This window comes from Mucilaginibacter sp., from assembly GCF_965200995.1.
Classification (GTDB): Bacteria; Bacteroidota; Bacteroidia; order Sphingobacteriales; family Sphingobacteriaceae; genus Mucilaginibacter.
In genome coordinates this window covers 2,530,378-2,548,879 of the sequence record NZ_OZ241743.1, presented here as the reverse complement: position 1 = coordinate 2,548,879, position 18,502 = coordinate 2,530,378, and the positions used below count along the sequence as shown (strand labels likewise).

Annotated in this window: 11 protein-coding genes and 1 tRNA gene; 7 read left to right on the top strand and 5 right to left on the bottom strand. The window is 46.1% G+C overall.

Features of this window, described 5'->3' with window-relative positions; genetic code table 11:
• Positions 1–259: 259 nt before the first annotated feature.
• The 3 genes from ACY652_RS11975 (at position 260) to ACY652_RS11965 (ending at position 7,526) form a co-directional block, all read left to right on the top strand.
• A complete protein-coding gene (locus ACY652_RS11975) occupies positions 260–2,761 on the top strand; it encodes a YVTN family beta-propeller repeat protein (protein WP_462264609.1) in 2,502 nt (833 codons plus the stop codon).
• Positions 2,762–2,850: 89 nt separating this feature from the next.
• Positions 2,851–5,958: a SusC/RagA family TonB-linked outer membrane protein gene (locus tag ACY652_RS11970; RefSeq protein WP_462264608.1), complete on the top strand. Its 3,108-nt coding sequence runs from the start codon at positions 2,851–2,853 to the stop codon at positions 5,956–5,958.
• 26 nt (positions 5,959–5,984) lie between these two features.
• Positions 5,985–7,526 carry a RagB/SusD family nutrient uptake outer membrane protein gene (locus ACY652_RS11965; protein ID WP_462264607.1) on the top strand — a complete coding sequence of 514 codons (1,542 nt, stop codon included), beginning with the start codon at positions 5,985–5,987 and terminating at the stop codon, positions 7,524–7,526.
• Positions 7,527–8,086: 560 nt separating this feature from the next.
• Here the strand turns inward: ACY652_RS11965 and ACY652_RS11960 are convergent.
• A tRNA-Met gene (locus tag ACY652_RS11960) sits at positions 8,087–8,160 on the bottom strand.
• A 109-nt stretch (positions 8,161–8,269) separates the two neighbouring features.
• On the opposite strand from ACY652_RS11960, the gene ACY652_RS11955 reads away from it, so the two are divergent.
• The 3 genes from ACY652_RS11955 to ACY652_RS11945 all read left to right on the top strand — a co-directional run bounded on the left by ACY652_RS11955 (position 8,270) and on the right by ACY652_RS11945 (position 11,996).
• Positions 8,270–8,653, top strand: a complete 384-nt coding sequence (locus tag ACY652_RS11955; protein ID WP_462264606.1) for an START-like domain-containing protein — start codon at positions 8,270–8,272, stop codon at positions 8,651–8,653.
• A 32-nt stretch (positions 8,654–8,685) separates the two neighbouring features.
• Positions 8,686–10,110 (top strand): LptF/LptG family permease, encoded by a 1,425-nt coding sequence (locus tag ACY652_RS11950; protein WP_462264605.1) that lies wholly within the window; start codon positions 8,686–8,688, stop codon positions 10,108–10,110.
• A 683-nt stretch (positions 10,111–10,793) separates the two neighbouring features.
• Entirely contained in the window at positions 10,794–11,996 is a 1,203-nt protein-coding gene (locus tag ACY652_RS11945; protein ID WP_462264604.1) for a bifunctional 3,4-dihydroxy-2-butanone-4-phosphate synthase/GTP cyclohydrolase II, read from the top strand.
• A gap of 221 nt (positions 11,997–12,217) precedes the next feature.
• Here ACY652_RS11945 and ACY652_RS11940 read toward each other — a convergent pair whose 3' ends face one another.
• The 4 genes from ACY652_RS11940 to ACY652_RS11925 form a co-directional block, all read right to left on the bottom strand.
• The gene (locus tag ACY652_RS11940) at positions 12,218–14,776 is read right to left on the bottom strand and encodes a TonB-dependent receptor (protein ID WP_462264603.1); all 2,559 of its coding nucleotides are present in this window, start codon (positions 14,774–14,776) and stop codon (positions 12,218–12,220) included.
• 294 nt (positions 14,777–15,070) lie between these two features.
• Positions 15,071–16,066: an acetyl-CoA carboxylase carboxyltransferase subunit alpha gene (locus ACY652_RS11935; protein WP_462264602.1), complete on the bottom strand. Its 996-nt coding sequence runs from the start codon at positions 16,064–16,066 to the stop codon at positions 15,071–15,073.
• A 44-nt stretch (positions 16,067–16,110) separates the two neighbouring features.
• Positions 16,111–16,590 (bottom strand): hypothetical protein, encoded by a 480-nt coding sequence (locus ACY652_RS11930; RefSeq protein ID WP_462264601.1) that lies wholly within the window; start codon positions 16,588–16,590, stop codon positions 16,111–16,113.
• Between the two features lie 282 nt (positions 16,591–16,872).
• The gene (locus ACY652_RS11925; protein ID WP_462264600.1) at positions 16,873–17,067 is read right to left on the bottom strand and encodes a cold-shock protein; all 195 of its coding nucleotides are present in this window, start codon (positions 17,065–17,067) and stop codon (positions 16,873–16,875) included.
• Positions 17,068–17,384: 317 nt separating this feature from the next.
• Here ACY652_RS11925 and ACY652_RS11920 point away from each other — a divergent pair, with 317 nt between their 5' ends.
• Complete coding sequence (locus ACY652_RS11920; RefSeq protein WP_462264599.1) at positions 17,385–18,470, top strand: fatty acid desaturase; 1,086 nt, start codon at positions 17,385–17,387, stop codon at positions 18,468–18,470.
• Positions 18,471–18,502 lie beyond the last annotated feature (32 nt).

Genomic DNA, 18,502 nt, shown 5'->3' with positions numbered 1-18,502 from the left:
ATGATTAATATGTACAAGTTAAACAGACCTGCACCAGGTTATTACCCGGCACAGAGATGCCTCAAAGCTGATGCAAAAATAGAGTTCGGTTATTAGCCTATCATAAATTCATTGTTTCCTTAATATTTTCAAAATTTATCGTCTACAATATCAATGCATTGATATTCAACAAATTAAACTATTGTAAAGAAACTGTTATTAACTATATCTTAATTTTACATTAACAGAATGGATATACAGGAAGCACATTTTTGCCCCTATGCAAAACAAGGGCAGTATATACAAAACATATATTACAGGCGGCTTAAGCGCCATGCATTTCCGGGCAATTATATTGTGCTTGATTTTTACGGGCCTAACCTCAGGTATAGCCCTCGCTCAGCTGCCGGGAAAGAGCAAGCAAACTGCACAGGTATTGCTGCCCAACGGATGGAAGATCAGCCCGGCTGGCCGCTCGCTGCCGCTTGGCGATTTGCCGCTGAACATGCAGCTTAGTCCTTCGGGCAAATGGCTGGCCGTTACCAACAACGGGCAGAGCACACAAACCCTGCAGCTTATCGACCCTAAAAAGGAAACGCTGCTTTCTGAAATTGAAATCAGTCAGGCCTGGTACGGGCTGGCTTTTAGCCCTGATGAAAAATATCTTTATGCATCGGGCGGCAACCAAAACTGCCTGCTCATCTACAACCTTAGCAACAACCGCCTTGCCAAACCCGATACCATTACCTTAGGTAAACCCTGGCCTAAAAACAAGATAAGCCCGGCCGGTATAGCGCTTAACCATACTGCCAGCCTCATCTATACCGTAACCAAGGAAGACAGCAGCATTTATACCATTGATGCTGCCACCCGCAGCATCATTCATAAAACCAAGCTGCCTGATATTGCGTATGCCTGTACCTTATCGCCTGATGATAAAAGACTGTATGTTTCGCTATGGGGAACACATGAAGTAATTATTTATAATACGTCCACGCAAAACATCACAGCCACCATAAAAACAGGCGGTCATCCCAACGAGTTATTATTAAATCAAAAAGGTACCCGCCTGTTTGTAGCTAATGCCAATGATAATACCGTTTCTGTAATTGATACCAAAAGCAACAGGGTAACTGAAACCCTGTTAACTACCTTATATCCCACCAGCCTTGCGGGTTCCACCACCAACGGGCTGGCCTTATCGCGCAATGAAAAAACACTCTACATTGCCAATGCCGATAACAATTGCCTGGCCGTTTTTGATGTTTCTGTACCCGGAAACAGCAAAAGTCTCGGCTTTGTACCGGTAGGCTGGTACCCAACCAATGTGAAAGTACTGGGTAAAAAGATACTGGTAAGCAATGGCAAGGGCATGTCATCATTACCCAACTCAAAAGGGCCGCAGCCTTATGCAAAGGCCGATAACAGCGGTTACCAAACCGGCAGCACAGCCAGCAGCCAGCTCCAGTACATTGCCGGCTTGTTTAAAGGCAGCCTTTCTTTTATTGATGTGCCCGATGCCGAACGGCTGAAAACGTATACCCGGCAGGTTTATGCCAACACGCCTTTTACCGCCCATAAGGCCGCACTTGCCCCGGGCAAAAGCGGTAACCCCATACCGCGCAAGGCCGGCCAGGCATCGCCCATTAAACATGTGTTTTACATTATTAAGGAGAACCGCACTTATGACCAGGTGCTGGGCGATTTACCGCGCGGCAATGGTGATACCTCATTGTGCCTGTTTGGTAACGAAGTAACGCCTAACCACCATGCCATTGCCAATGAGTTTGTATTACTGGATAACTTTTATGTAGATGCCGAAGTGAGCGCCGACGGCCATAACTGGAGCATGGCAGCCTATGCCACTGATGTGGTAGAGAAAACCTGGCCTACCAGTTACGGCAAGCGCGGCGGCACCACCAATTATGAAGGCGGCCGCCCTGCTACCTACCCGCGCGACGGATTTATATGGGACTACTGTAAACGTGCAGGCATCAGTTACCGCAGCTATGGTGAGTTTGGCGAATACAGCCATGCCAACATTAAGGCGCTGGAAGGGCACATGAGCCCGCGCTCGCCGGGCTTTAATATGGATATACCAGACCAGGTGCGGGCCGATGCCTGGATACATGATTTCGATTCATTGGCGGCGGTTAATGCGGTGCCGCAGTTTAACACCCTGCGTATTTCTAACGATCATACCAGCGGGCAGCGCAAAGGCAAGTACTCGCCCAAAGCTGCCGTGGCTGATAATGATCTGGCAGTTGGCCGCATCTTGGAACACCTGTCAAAAAGCCCGGTATGGAAAAGCTGCGCCGTATTTGTGCTGGAGGATGATGCGCAGAATGGCCCCGACCACATAGACGCCCACCGCTCGCCCGCCTTTGTGGCCGGGCCTTATGTAAAGCGCAATGCCGTGATACACAGCATGTACTCCACCTCGGGCATGCTGCGCACCATGGAGCTGATCTTAGGCTTGCCGCCCATGAGCCAGTATGATGCCGCTGCTGTGCCTTTGTACGAGTGCTTTACCAGCAAGCCCGATTTTTCACCTTACCAATGCAAGCCGGCGCGTATCAACCTTAACCAGCGCAATGTGGCAGTGAACGAAAGCAGCAAACGCTCTGAAACCTTCAACCTGGCCAAAGAAGATGCAGCGCCCGACCTGGCACTGAACGAAGTCATCTGGAAAGCGGTAAAGGGAGAAAAAGCAATTATGCCAGCCCCCCGGCGCAGCGCCTTTGTACTGCTGGAAAAGAAGAAAAAAGACGATGACGATTAAATAGCTGCCTGCAAGCAACCGCTCAGTTTAATATACTAACCAGCCTTTATCATCAACCTCATACACTTTAATTTAATACCGTATTCACTATGGGAAAAATCTACCTGAAAATTTATTACCGTTGCATTGTTCTTTGTTTCCTGCTACTGGGGGTGCAAAGGTTTGGCTATGCACAGCAGACCACCGGAACCATACGCGGACTGGTTTCTGACAACACCGGGCCGCTGCCGGGCGCCACCATTAGTATTGTTGGTACCCCTACAGGCGCTATGGCCGATGTTTCCGGAAAATATGCGCTCCGGGTTCCGCCTGGCACTTATACCGTAGCCGCTACTTTTATAGGGTATAGCCGCAAAGAAGTTAAGAATGTAAAAGTAACAGCAGGCGCCGAAAATGTGGTTGATTTACAGTTGGGTGCAGGCGAAGGTAACCAATTGCAGGAGGTAACGGTAAGTTATGGCCGGCAGCGCCGAAGGGAAATTACCGGTTCGGTAGCAACGCTGGATGCAGCGCCATTACAGGATATGCCGGTACAGCAGTTTTCGCAACAGCTGCAGGGCAAAATTGCCGGCGTGTCAGTGGTGCAAAGCAGCGGACAGCCAGGCCGCGGCGTTGATTTCCGCATACGGGGTTCCGCGTCCTTTTATTCTGATAATCAACCCCTGTTTGTAGTGGATGGTTTACCTATCACGGGCAGTATCAATAACATTAACCCCGCCGAAATAGAAAGTTACAGTGTGCTCAAAGATGCTTCAGCCACCGCATTATATGGCTCAAGAGCCGCGAACGGGGTAATCCTGATCACCACTAAACATGCCAAGGCCGGCGACTCTAAAATTGAGTTTAATGCCAATTACGGGTTACAACGCCTGCCGGGTAACCGGGTGCCCAGGGTGATGAATGCACAGGAGTATGCCACCTTCATGAATGAGCGGTATCAGGACATACGCCGATATGAAAACCCGGCTACACAAACACCTGCTGAGTATTTGGATCCCTCACAATATGGCGCAGGCACCAACTGGTACAAGTTGCTTACCCGCACGGCTCCTATACAGAATTATGATTTAACGGTGCAATCAGCAACTGAAAAATCATCTTCAACTGCAGTGTTTGGCTACCAGGAACAACAGGGTGTACTGATCAATACCGGTACACGGCTGTTCACCGGCCGCTTAAACCAGGATTTAACCATAGCCGGCAACAAAATTAAAACCGGCTACAGTATAGCGCCAAGCTACCGTTTAGATCATAACAACAGGCTGGCTACCGATGGCGTGGGCGGCTTGTTCGAGCGCATTTTTGAAGCCAGCCCACTCAAAGCTCCTTTTAATGCCGATGGCACCTACAACCGTGATACCTACTCACCGGGCATGGTAGCCTATATTAACCCGCTGGCCCAGTTTAACCTTACCAACGATGATTATAAAACTACCCGCATTTTAGGTAATGCCTATTTAAATTACGAATTTTTAAGCGGGTTACAGCTAAAGCTGAATACAGGCATTGATAAAGGCAACGAAACCCGGCATTATTACCAGTCTGGCGTAGTAAGCTCAACCCTAAACAATCCTAATGGCACCAGCAGCACAATTGACAACGGCTCTTATACTGCAGAGGCTTATTTGGATTATAATAAAACCTTTGGCAGCGACCATAAGCTGGAAATCCTGGGTGGCTATTCTGCACAAAAGTTCACCCAGGAAACCAATACCCTGTCGGGCCTGGGCTTTCCGAGTGATGACATTACTTACTTAACAGCAGCCACCAGTGTAACCGGGAACAGCAACTACACTGCTTACGCCCTGCTTTCGGCCATAGGCCGCATCAATTACAGTTACAAAGGAAAATATTTATTGCAGGGGTCATTTCGTAATGATGGTTCATCACGCTTCGGAGCTAATCAGAAATATGGGAGCTTCCCTTCTGTGTCCGCCGGATGGATAGTTAGTGATGAGAAGTTTATGGAACAGTTTAGTCTTATAAATCTGTTTAAAGTAAGGGCCAGTTACGGCATTACCGGTAACAACTTCTTCGGCAATTATGTAGCCCAATCCACTACATCCAATTATTATTACAATTTTAATAACAACATCACGCAAGGTACTACCATCAGTAACTTAGGTAATCAAAATTTGCGCTGGGAACGTAGCCGTCAATTAGATATTGGGTTTGATTTAACCTTGCTTCACAACCGCATAAACATTACTTATGACTACTATCATAAGAACACCGATGGTTTAATTCAGAGTCGCCCGCTGCCAACCTCGTCCGGTTTTACATCCATATTAGATAATGTAGGTAAATTGGAATTTTGGGGACATGAAATTGGTATCAATACAGTTAACATCAACCGGTCAGCATTTCGCTGGAACAGCAGCTTCAACATTTCTTTCGACCGTAACATGATTAAAGCACTGGTTGATCCCGGCTACATCCGCCGCAACAATACGGTATCTTCAGATTATTTCAGGAACCAGGTCGGGCACCACTTAGGTGAGTTTTATGGCTTTGTTTTTCAGGGATTGTACAAAGATGCGGCCGACCTGGCCAGTTCGGCCAAATACCAGGCAACCGCTACCGCACCCAATGGCTTATCAGATGTGGGAACCATCAAAGTGGCCGACATCAATGGCGATGGTGTGATAGATGATGTGAACGACCGTACTTTTATCGGCGACCCTACGCCAACTTTTACCGGTGGGTTCAGTAATTATTTTGTTTACAAAAAATTTGACTTCAGCATCAGCACGGCATTCTCGGTAGGCGGGCAAATTCTCAATGCAGCCAAATGGGCCTATCAAACCAATCTGGATGGCTCGCGTGTGCCACTGGCCGCCGCTGCCGACCGCTGGCGCTCTGTTGATAATCCGGGCTCGGGCATTTACCCGCGTACTAAAACCGGTACCACCGGCCTGGGCCGCAGCGTAAACAGCCAGTGGTTAGAAAATGCTTCTTACTTTACAGTGAAAAATATATCGCTTGGGTATACCTTCAACTTAAGAGATAAATTTATACTCAAAAATCTGCGGCTGTACGCATCGGTACAACAGGCCTTTGTAATTACCGGTTATAGCGGCATGAACCCTGAAATTAACTTTGCCGGCCAGGATGCAACCCTGGGCCTTAAGGTGGACGAAAACGCTTATCCTGTGCCCAGAACTTACTCTTTCGGCATAACCGCATCATTTAAGTAACTACAATCTATTCTTACTATTTTAACATGAAAACCAAATATATAAGCCTTGTACTGATAGCGCTTGCTGCCAGTTCTTGTAAAAAAAGCTTTATTGATCTTTCACCAAAAGCCTCTTATACTGATGTAAACTATTATCAAACCGAAGCACAGTTCAAGCAGGCCGTTACGGCGGCTTATGCGCCCCTCCGCGATCTTTTGGTGAATGATTTCTATTTTACCGAGATGCGTTCTGATAATACATTTTACCAATCGGCTTTATCCAACCGGGGAACGGCATACGTATACCGGGAGAATATATCTGATTTTAAGGACGGAGCTACCAATTCTTACACCGCTGCCGAATGGCAGTACCTCTACCAGCTAATTTCACGAGCTAACATTGTTACTTCGAGATTAAAACAAGCACCGGGTATTTCAGCTGCATCAATAAACGTTTATGACGGGCAGGCAAAATTTCTGCGCGCCTTTGCCTACTTCAAACTGGTGAGGCTGTTTGGTGGCGTGCCTATATTTGTTAATGAAGTAACCACGCCCAACGATGCTTTTCTACCCCGCTCTTCTGCAGATGATGTATATAAGCAAATTATTGCAGATGCCACTGATGCCATTAATGAACTGGTGTCCCCTGCAAAATTTCCGCAAACGGGTGAAGCTACAAAAGGTTCGGCTACGGTATTACTGGCAGATGTGTATGTAACCTTAAAACGCTGGGCTGATGCCGAAGCTTTATTAAACACATTGCCGGCCATGGGCTACGGCCTGAATGCGGATTATGCCGCCGCATTTTCGCCGTCTAACAAAAACAGTAAAGAGTCGCTGTTTGAGGTGCAGTATCTGGACGGAACAGCCACCGGCACTACACCCAATGTGCTGACAACATATTTTTTACCAAGAAGCACGAATACTTCGCTGCTTACTGGTATTCCAATCAACAATAGCGGTATGGCCGGGCTTAACACACCTACGCCAGACCTGATCGGCACTTATGAAGCAAACGACAAGCGCCTGGATGCTTCTGTTGGTATCACAGAAGGCACCTACAACGCCAGTGATCTGTTCACATTCTCGGCAGTAAAGAGTGCGCCGGGCTACACTGCTCCCCCAACAGGTAAAGTTGCAATACCTTACATTAAGAAATATTTGCACGCACCCTTAGCGGCCATCAATGGTTCAGGTGATAATTTTCCTGTTTACCGCTATGCAGAAGCTTTGTTATTGCTGGCCGAAGCGCAGAATGAGCAGGGAAAATCGCCGTTGACTGCTCTGAATGCTGTGCGCACACGTGCAGGGTTACCTGCAACTGCATTAACCAATCAAACCGCCATGCGTAATACTATACTGCATGAGCGCCGTGTAGAACTGGCCTTTGAGAACAAACGCTGGCATGACCTGGTACGTACCGGAACCGCGATCAGCACGCTTAATCCGTTTGGTACCAAAATCAAATCGCAGTTTAGCTACCTTCCGGCCGATGGACGCATCGTTACCGATTTCCGTTTATTATTTCCCTTACCGGCAGCCGAGATAGGCCTGAACACTTTACTCACTCAAAACCCGGGCTACTAATTAAATTGCTTTAACCTACAACGTGTCAGAGGGATACTATCATTATGAACAACCTCTACCTTGCAGGAAATGTGGAAGTTGAAGACAGCTGAGCGGTTTATATAGGAGGCCCAATTTCGGAAGTCATGAAACAGATAAAAATCGCGAAAGGCGCGGTCACTGAAAAACTGTTCAAAAACGAGTAAAAAAGCGCGTTATTGCGAGGTACGGGCGCCATCCCCGATAGGCATGGCCGCTCTGTAAGCTGAGGATGGCACCCGTACCTCGCAAAGACGACTGGCAATAGTAACTGTTAAAATCATTTTCAAACAGTTTCATACCTATTATCCAAAATCAATCGATTGGCTGTTAATATCACAACTAACAAGGCTGTTGGAAAAGAATAAAAAACTACGTTTAATTCCTGTTAATCAGGCGGTTGCGTATACTTGTGTGTGCCTTAAGCATAGGTGGCAATCCTTAATTAACTTTTCATGCAATGGCTGCACGTGTGTATGAACACTGTATGATCAGAAAAAACGAAAGCAGCTACGATCTCTCATAACTGCCTCATTTTCAAGTAGCGGGGAGCAGGATCGAACTGCCGACCTTAGGGTTATGAATCCTACGCTCTAACCATCTGAGCTACCCCGCCGTGCATCAGGTATTTGCCTGAAAAGGTTTGCAAATATAGCAGAAATTAGTTTTATTTATAAAAATTGTCAACATTTACAGGCTGAACCCTAAATCAGCCATAAACCAGTATGCCCGAAAAGAAAAAATTTAACCTCGAATACGAAATCAAGTCTTCTCCGCGTATTTTATATAATTTCCTGATTGAACCCAATGCGCTGGCACAATGGTTTGCAGATGATGTAGAACTGCGTGATTACATTTATACCTTTACCTGGGACGGTGAACAGCACAGGGCCAAAATTATCCAGAGCAAGGATAACAAGGTGGTGCGGTACAAATGGCTGAATGACGACAGCGCCGAAAACTACCTCGAAATGGAAGTGGTGCAGGACGAGATGACCAATGATGTGGCCCTCTGCGTTACCGATTTTGCTGCCGAAGCCGATATACCGGAGCGTAAGCTGATCTGGAAGAACCAGATCGACTACCTGGTGAGCGTATTGGGTGCATAAAGGGGAAGCTTAATTTTCCCTAAATTTACAGCGTGAAAAAGATACACCTCTTGATCCTTAAGTCGTTTATACGGCCCTTTATTGTTACCTTTTTCATCGTGATGTTTGTGTTGCTGATGTTGTTTCTGTTTAAATACATCGACGACATGATAGGCAAGGGCTTTGAGTGGTATACCATCCTCGAACTGATGATGTATGCCTCGGCCACCAACGTAGCCATGGCCCTGCCCCTGTCGGTATTGCTTTCCTCCATCATGACCTACGGCAGCCTGGGCGAAAATTACGAGCTGGTGGCCATCAAATCGGCCGGTATCTCGCTGCGCCGGGCCATGTACCCCATGATCATTGTAGTAACGCTGCTCAGCATCTCGGCCTTCATTTTTTCCGATTATATGCTGCCGGTAGCCAATTATAAATATTTTTCGCTGCTGTATGACGTGCGCCAGCAAAAAGCGGCATTTTTAATTAAGGAAGGCGTTTTTAATAACAGCATACCTAACTATTCCATCCGCGTAAGGCACAAAGACAAGGATGGCGTTTTACACGGGGTGATGATTTACGAGCGTAACGATGCCAGCAATATCAACAATGTGCTGTTTGCCGATGAAGGCTTTATGTACAGCACCCCCGATGATGAGCAGCTGGTGTTGAAACTTAAAGATGGCATCCGCTGGGAGGAGCAGGCCAGCGAAAGCAATCCTTCTAACTACCGGCAGGAGTTGATTCGTTTCCGTTTTAAGGAAACCGAGCGGCGCTTCAGCCTTGATGGTTTTAAGATGAAGCGTACCAAGGCCAGCGACTGGAAGTCCACCATCCAGATGATGAACCTGCGCCAGTTAGACTCTAACCAGCACCTTACCCGCCTGCGGTCCGACAGTTTGGTAATGAACAATTACTCATCGTTAGCCGCCTTCTACAAATACTTCGCTATCCCGCCTAAAACTGCGGCAAGCAAAAAAATAATACCCGATAAAAAGGATGTACTTACCGGCTTAACCAAAGAGGCAAAGATCAGCGCCGTTTCCGGCGGGTTGAACGAGGCCCGGTCAATTAAGGGGATGCTGAGCCCTCGGGTAGAAGGCTACAAAGAAATATCTAAAGACATCCGCAAGTACAGCATCGAGTACCAGAAAAAGTTTACCCTGCCGGCCGCCTGCCTGGCGCTGTTCCTGATCGGGGCGCCGCTGGGCGCCATTATCCGCAAGGGAGGATTAGGCCTGCCCGTAGTGGTTGCCGTAATTTTCTTTTTAATTTACTACATCATCGCTACCATTGGTGAAAAATCAGCCAAAGAGGGCAACCTTTCCCCCACCATCGGGATGTGGATTGCCATTGTGATACTCACGCCTATGGGGCTGTTCCTGTCGTACAAGGCGGCCACCGATTCGGTGCTGTTTGATTCGGATGCCTATAAACGTTTCTTCCGGAAACTGTTCAGGAAAAAAGTTGCTGCTTAAGTAATTCTATTACACTGAATAGTACTGTTACCGAAATGCCTTTACTTTTTCCTCGGAAGAAGAATTTGAATATTAAAGTAAAGGTGCAGATGATAAAAACATTACCTATCAGGCTGCAAACAGGCGAACACAGCCCGATTTTTTATTCACCGAGCATTGCTATTATCAGCACCGCATCACCTATGGGGTACTCATTTTAATACCCGGTATTCAATCCGGCAGCCGTATCAAACGGCAGGGTATTAACGCTTCCAAAGGCAGTAAAAACTAATCCAAATAATGTAAACCCTGAAATTTTATAAATAACTGACTATCAAATATTTATAAAAAATATTTTTTGAATTATGTAAACCTTTGTAAACCGTTTTGCAAGGTTAAACTGGCTGCAAAATACGTTGTACTATAACTTGCAGGTTCGTCCTGTTCAGGGCCTGCCGGTTTATCGCTATAAGCAGGCAGCTCCCGTAGCGCAGGCAGATAAGCAAGATGGCCTGCCTCTATTTTTCGGTTAAATTTAGCTTTAAAGGGATGGGATGGTACCATAAATCAATGATCCCCTGTATTGTTTAATACACTATGTTTTTACACGTTACAGACGTGTTTCATTCCGCCATCTGCTACCTTTGTAATTCTTACACTTCTAACTGCCTTTAACAAAAGGCGCTTTGCATTATACTAATCTCATGCTAAACACCATACCCGAAGCCCTGGAAGCATTAAAAGCCGGCAAAACCATTATTGTGGTAGATGATGAAGACCGCGAAAACGAAGGCGACTTTTTAACCGCCGCCCGTAACGCTACCCCCGAAATGATCAACTTTATGGTAACGCAGGGCCGGGGGCTGGTATGTGCCCCGGTAACGGTTGAGCGTGCCAGAGCACTGCAGCTCGACCCCATGGTGGGCCGAAACACTGCAACCTTAGAAACCAACTTTACGGTATCAATAGACTTGCTAAAGGACTGTACTACCGGCATCTCTGCTTCAGACCGCTCTAAAACCTGCCTGGCATTGATTGACCCGGCTACACGCCCCGAGGATTTTGGGCGGCCCGGACATATCTTTCCGCTTATTGCCAAAGATGGCGGCGTACTGCGCCGCGCCGGCCACACTGAGGCGGCTGTAGATTTGGCGGTAATGGCCGGGTTTGAACCTGCAGGCGTAATTTGCGAGATTTTGCGCGAAGACGGTGAAATGGCCCGCCTGCCCGAATTGCGTGAACTGGCCGACCGCTTCGGCCTGAAAATAATATCCATTAAGGATTTGATTGCTTACCGCCTGCATAACGAAACTTTGGTTACGCGCGAGGTAAGCGTAAATATGCCCACCGAGTGGGGCGATTTTCAGATGACCGCCTTTACTGACATTAACACCGGCGAAAACCACCTGGCGCTTACCAAAGGCGAATGGCAGGCCGATGAGCCGGTGCTGGTACGGGTGCACAGCTCCTGCGTAACCGGTGATATCTTTGGCTCCTGCCGGTGCGATTGCGGCCCGCAGCTGCACGCCGCCATGAAGATGATCAGCGAGGCCGGGCAAGGTGTGGTACTTTACATGAACCAGGAAGGCCGGGGCATTGGCCTCATCAATAAACTAAAGGCTTATCACCTGCAGGAAAACGGTTTTGATACGGTGGAAGCCAATCTGAAATTAGGTTTTAAATCAGACCAGCGCGATTACGGTATTGGCGCACAGATACTGCGCAGCCTGGGCGTTACCAAAATGCGCCTGCTGAGCAACAACCCCAAGAAGCGGGCCGGGCTTGAGGGCTACGGTTTAGAGGTAGTGGAAACAGTGCCTATTGAGATTGCCCCCAACAGCCACAACGAGTTCTACCTGCGCACCAAGCGCGACAAAATGGATCATACCATCCTGCGCGAGCATTAATGGTTAAATTTTAATTATAATACTCCCCCTCTCATTTCGACCGCAGGGAGAAATCTTCTACGCGAACCGGTCGCCTGAAGAAGATCTCTCCCTGCGGTCGAAATGGCGGTTTTGATACAGGACTTCTTAAAATATAGGCATCAAAAAACGCCCCGCTAATTTAATTAACGGGGCGTTAAACATTATTATATAAGGGTTAGGCTACGAAATGCCTGATAGGGTTACTGGCCTGCCGGGTTACCTGTTGGTGCACCACCCTGGTCACCTTGTTTGCTTACATCATCATTGTTGATGCCTTTTTTCTTTTGCTGCGGGTTGCTGAAGCTTAACTTACCAAAGCTATAGCTAAAAGTAATACCGAACGAACGGAACGGAAATGCCGTGGAGCTGCTCTGCCTGAATGAGCTTCCGCTAAGGCTTGAATCAAAGTGCTTATCGTTGGCAAATGGCTGCACCGTATTGAAGCCCAATGAGGCGCGCTTGTTGGCAAACTGCTTTTTCACTCCGAAAGCATAGATGCCAAACGCCGGGTTGGTACCCTGTATGGTGCGGCGGCTTGAATTATCAAATCCAAAGAACTCAGCAATAATGCCATGATTAAACTCATAAGATGCACTGCCGAATGCAGAGAACTGGAAGTAAGTACCCAGTGCGCTTGCATTTAGCGTATACTGGCTGTATGGACTTGGATGGTACGTATAACCGTTTAAGCTGGCCCGTAAAGTAAGGTTTTTAACAGGGCTTACTGAACCGAACAAACTGGCGCCAAATGAATTGTTGCTTGCCACATTGTTGGTTGTACTGCGGGTACCACGTATGGTATCTCCATTAATTACCTCAACCAAACGAGAGGCTATAGACTCAAACAAACCATTGGTGTGACGGTAGTAAACCGAGAAATTAAGTACTGATGATTTGATAAATGTGTTATAATTTAACTCAACAGACTGTGTGGTTTGCGGCCCTAACTCGGGGTTACCAACACTTTGTGCCTGTACGCTACTGCGGTTGATGAAAGGATTTAAAGATTGCAGATCAGGGCGTTGTATACGCTTGCTGTAAGAAAGCTTAAGCGTTTGTGTAGCGCTCAGCGTTTTTTGAATGGTTAAACTTGGTATAAAGGTGTTATAGTTCTGTGTAAAATCGCGTAGGTTCTGCATCTGGTTAGTAGTGGTAACCTGGCTGGTATTGGACGGATTACCGGTAATGGCCGTATTTTCTAAACGGAAGCCAGGCATTACGGCATAACCTTTAGGCAAGGTAAAAGTTAATACGGTATAACCAGCGTACACATTCTGATGATAATTGTACTGGTTAGAATTGATATCATCATGAGTGAAGAAAGAGCCGGCGTAGTCTGTTGAAAAAATATTATAATCGCTGCTTAAACGGCGCTGAATGGTTTTACCACCGGCTTCCAGCTTAAATACTTTACTTACCGGCAAGGTGTAATCCAATTGCAAGGTATACTCATTGTTTTTACCATTGTTTGAACCATTCTGACTGGGATTTACATCGCTGAAACGGTTGGTATAATCTGTATTCACGTCACTATGGCTCCACTGGCCGGATATATCTAGTTCCTCACCTTCTTTTTTAAACTTGCGGGTATAATCTACATTCCAGTCAAAACCGCCAAAATGATTATGTGAAGTAGTATTACCATAGTATATTTTATTCAAAGCGGTATTGGTTAATATCTCCTGATTATAAGTGCCGCCGCCATTCAAATTAAAGCCGCCGTCGTTCAGTGTAAGGGTACTGTTCAGGCTGTTATAGCTGTTGAACTCGTACCCTGCAGTTAATGAACCGCGAACACCATATCGCTTGATGCGGCTGGTATTATTGCTATAGTTATGAACTAAGTCTTTCTGTGTGGCAGAATCAACCAGAAACTGATCACTTACAGTACGCGAAGTTTGCGGCCAGGTATAGTTACCCCCAATATTCGCCGAAAAATTGAAACGGTTTTTATTGTAATTGAAGTTGATATTACCGTTATTCTGCCGGGTACCAATTCCACCGCTTACCGAGCCGCTGATGCCCGATAGATTTTTCTGCTTAGTTACAATGTTGATGATACCTGCACTGCCTTCCGCATCATACTTTGCAGATGGTGAGGTGATCACCTCAATAGTCTTGATCTGATCGGCCGGTATGGTTTTTAACACATCAGACAAGCTGGCCGCCATAGCACCCGAAGGTTTACCATTTATCAATACACGTACGTTATTATCGCCACGCAGGGAGATGTTACCGTTCATGTCTACTGCTACCAGCGGCACTTTTTGCAGCACATCTGTTGCGTTACCGCCTACCGAGGTAATGTCTTTTTCAGCATTATAAACAATTTTATCAATGCGGTTCTCTACCAGCGAAGTTTTGCCGGCTACTACCACTTCTTTAAGCGCACGGCTGTTGGGCGAAATTAATATGCGCCCAACATTGGCATCCGGCTTACCCGGAGTTGTGGTTACCGGGTCAATAGTTTTGGTGTTGTACCCGATAAACCCGATGGTAATCTTGTAACTGCCCGCCTTGATATTATCTAATTTGAAGTTACCTTTCGCATCAGTGATTACGCCATTGAGGGGCGCTTTGCCGCCACTCCTGAATAGGCTGATGGTAGCATAATCCAGCGGTTTCTTGGTAACCGAATCTATTACGGTGCCTGATATGCGGCCTACGGTGGTGGAACCGCCGCCACCGCCAATACCAAACTGGGCCTTGGCCGATAAGGCTATACAGAAAATTGCAATCAGGGTAAAAATACGTTTCATGTGGGTCTTAAAATTTAATGATAAGAGAATGGCTTAAGCGAATTGTTACAGCAGCATAAAAGTTTTTTTCGTAACATCTTTTGTTACATTAGCCGTTCCATATTTCACGAAGATTTTTGAGCGATAATGAGCCTTTATTTGCAGTTTGTGGAAGATTATCGACTTTTATGGCCGTTTAAGTACCTAATAATCCGGCTAATTCCACAACACGGTAAGCCATGCAGGTATAAATGAAGTATTGTTGAAAACGCTTGTCAGATAAAAACAAAGCCGGTTTAGTAACCGGCTTTGTTTTTATTCCTGTGTTACGGCAGGCTCCTGTCCGGCAGGTGTTTCGTCTTCAATTACTACCCCCATGGAGCAGAACTTATCAATACGCTCGGCTACCAGTTGGTCGATATTATAGTCCTTTAAAATCTTTAAGTCCTTCAATAACTGCTTCTTAACGCTCGCGGCCATAGTTACCGGATCTTGATGGGCACCGCCCAGGGGTTCTTTGATAACACCGTCAATCAGGCGGTTCTTGTACATTTCGGCAGAAGTCAGCTTCAATACCTCGGCAGCCCGCTCCTTGTAATCCCAGCTGCGCCATAAGATAGAAGAGCAGGATTCGGGCGAAATCACTGAATACCAGGTATGTTCCAGCATGTAAACGCGGTCGCCAATGCCGATACCTATGGCACCGCCTGACGCACCCTCACCTATGATTATGCAAATTACAGGCACCTTAAGCACTGACATTTCCAGCAGGTTGCGGGCAATAGCCTCTCCCTGCCCGCGCTCCTCGGCTTCCAGGCCGGGGAAGGCGCCGGGGGTATCAATTAAGGTAATCACCGGCTTGTTAAACTTTTCGGCCATCTTCATGAGCCTCAATGCCTTACGATAGCCCTCGGGGTTGGCCATGCCAAAATTACGGTATTGCCTGTCCTTCGTATTCTTACCTTTTTGCTGGCCGATGAACATAGCTGTATGGCCACCTATTGAACCAAAGCCGCCAATGATGGCTTTGTCATCGCCCACGTTACGGTCGCCGTGCAGTTCGATAAAATCATCACACATCATTTCAATGTACTCCAGCGTATAAGGCCGGTCGGGATGGCGGGAAATCTGCACTTTCTGCCAGCCGGTAAGGTTGCTATATACCTGCTGTTTAGTTTGCTCAAACTTTTGCTGCATCTCATTTATGGTAGCCGACATATCCACTTTTGTCTTGTCTTCTGCCTGCTTCACCTTATCAATCTGCTGCTGCAGTTCGGCCAAAGGTTTTTCAAAATCAAACGTAATTTTCATACCTGTTGTAACGGGGCGCTAAATTAAGCAAATCAAACCGTATATTATTCATCCGCATTCTTTTGCAACTGCTCAAACCGGTTAATTTGTAATGGTGTAAGTACCCGGGCAGTTAAGGTACAGGCCACAAGTACGGCTGTGCGCATTTCACATTCATACAGGCCATATCGGTTACCGTAAAATATAAGGTTACTCTCCTGCGCCTTGCGCGTGGCAAATAACTTTTGCAGCGTTCTCTCATTCAAGGTTACCGACTGGCTGATCTCCGCCTTTTTTAAGTTGAGCGTTTTAATAATGGCAGTCATTCGGCTTAACTGTGCAGCGGTTAAGGTTAACTGCTTTTGATAAAACATTACCTCACCGGGTAGCGGGTAATGCTGGCCGGTTGCTACCTTTGCCAGCTTATAAATGTCCATTCCGGCAGGCATACCTTTCGCTGCGGCGGTAGTGTCAGCCGGTTGGGCAGCAGCAATGAGTGTGCAGCTCCATAATGTTAATACTGATATTAGTTTAAATATGCCCATAACTATGCTACGCTTTAATAATTGCTTGCCTAATTATTGAAGTTAAACCATTTTACAAAAACAAGGTTAACAATTACAAAATATCATCATGAAAAAGCAGTTATTGAGTTTGCTGTTAACAGTAACAGCTCTTAGCAGTATTATAAGCGGCTGTGCTATGCATCACCGCCATCATCCGGGGCCGCCAAATCATCATTTCCGCAGCTATTAATATCATGCAGTAATAAAAAAAGCACCTGCCTTTATAGGGCAGGTGCTTTACGCTTAAATTTATAGTGATAATTAAATTACTCTAACTTTTACTGCGTTGGGGCCTTTTCTGCCCTCTTCAACTTCATAAGATACTTTGTCGTTTTCACGGATCTGGTCAATTAAACCAGTGGTGTGTACGAATACATCAGTACGGTTATCGTCTGGTGTAATAAATCCAAAGCCCTTCTCAGTGTTGAAAAACTTTACTGTTCCTTCTTTTTGCATTATATTATTTATTAAAGGCCGCAAGGTAAGTATAATTATTCGCATTCTTTCCTATTGATAAAATATATTAACACAGGTTTAAGAATATGGTATTGTGCAGGGCTATTGCAATAATATTTACAGGCTCACGTTTAAGGTGGATTAATGTATAATCACGTTTTAGCCATCACTTAATTACTGTGAGTACTACTAAAGCTCAGGTATTCTAAGTAGATTTACATAAAATATATTATAGACCCCTTCTTAAGCATTACTTGTTCTGATACAGTGATATTTAAGTATAAACATTCAGATATCAGAAAGAATAGTTAGCGCTGATGCCATTTTTAGATTATGTACTGCAAACCCCGGCTTATGGCTGGAAAGACGAAAGCGGAAATTTAAACCGCCCCACTCCCAAGCAAATTTTCAAAGAGTTTTTTTCACGGTTAAACATTTTTAAATCACGTAAAAACTGGCTTCCTTTTATGAGCTGGTTTAAGGTATTATGTTTGATCCCTTTTTTAATGCTGTTCATTTTCAAGTTTTTCAGCATCCCATTGCTCATTGCCGCCTTTTTTTACAGCATGATTGTGATGGGCACGCATGGTACAATATGGCATCACCGCTATTGTACGCATGGCGCCTACACCTTCAAAAATAAATTCTGGCGTTTCTTTACCCAAAACTTAACGCTGCGCATCATTCCAGAGGAAATATATGTGGTGTCGCATCATGTACATCATTCCAAGTCTGATCAGCCTGGCGATCCCTATAATGCCCAAGCCGGCTTTCTTTATTGTTTTTTGGCCGATGTCAACCATCAGCCCATTGCCAAAAACCTCAGCGAGGGCGATTTTAGCCGTGTAACAAAATTGATGAAGCATACAGGCGTACCGGGCAACACCTATCAGCAATATAAAAAATGGGGCTCCTTTGTTAATCCTGCCAAAGAAGTACTGGCCTGGGTATTAAACTGGGGCTTCTGGTACCTGGCCTTTTATCTTATAGGCGGCCATGCTTTGGCCTGTACTTTGTTTGGCGCTGCCGGTTTTTGGGCTGTAGGTGTACGTACCTTTAACTACGAAGGCCACGCTAAAGGCGAAGATAAACAGCGTCAGGGTATAGATTATAGCCAGAATGATAAATCCATCAACCAGCTATGGCCGGGCATTGTAGCCGGCGAGTGGCATAACAATCACCACCTCTACCCTAAAAGCGCACGCAGCGGCTTTAAAGCCCACCAGGTGGACGGTGCCTGGTACTATATTAAGCTGATGAGCATATTAGGCGCCATCAGTTCCTACCGGGATGATAAGAAACGCTTTTACGAGCAATACCACAAACCTTACCTTTCCTCCAAAAAATTGGTAACAGAAGAGCCTGTGTTTGCCGGAAAGCTGCCTGCAGTTACAAAAATTTAGCCAAATGAAAAGCCTGAGCGGTATATGCTCAG

Coding starts and splice junctions, on each gene's coding strand:
- ACY652_RS11975 (WP_462264609.1), top strand. CDS start 260: ATGCAAAACAAGGGCAGTATATACAAAACATATATTACAGGCGGCTTA.
- ACY652_RS11970 (WP_462264608.1), top strand. CDS start 2,851: ATGGGAAAAATCTACCTGAAAATTTATTACCGTTGCATTGTTCTTTGT.
- ACY652_RS11965 (WP_462264607.1), top strand. CDS start 5,985: ATGAAAACCAAATATATAAGCCTTGTACTGATAGCGCTTGCTGCCAGT.
- ACY652_RS11955 (WP_462264606.1), top strand. CDS start 8,270: ATGCCCGAAAAGAAAAAATTTAACCTCGAATACGAAATCAAGTCTTCT.
- ACY652_RS11945 (WP_462264604.1), top strand. CDS start 10,794: ATGCTAAACACCATACCCGAAGCCCTGGAAGCATTAAAAGCCGGCAAA.
- ACY652_RS11940 (WP_462264603.1), bottom strand. CDS start 14,776: ATGAAACGTATTTTTACCCTGATTGCAATTTTCTGTATAGCCTTATCG.
- ACY652_RS11935 (WP_462264602.1), bottom strand. CDS start 16,066: ATGAAAATTACGTTTGATTTTGAAAAACCTTTGGCCGAACTGCAGCAG.
- ACY652_RS11930 (WP_462264601.1), bottom strand. CDS start 16,590: ATGGGCATATTTAAACTAATATCAGTATTAACATTATGGAGCTGCACA.
- ACY652_RS11925 (WP_462264600.1), bottom strand. CDS start 17,067: ATGCAAAAAGAAGGAACAGTAAAGTTTTTCAACACTGAGAAGGGCTTT.
- ACY652_RS11920 (WP_462264599.1), top strand. CDS start 17,385: ATGCCATTTTTAGATTATGTACTGCAAACCCCGGCTTATGGCTGGAAA.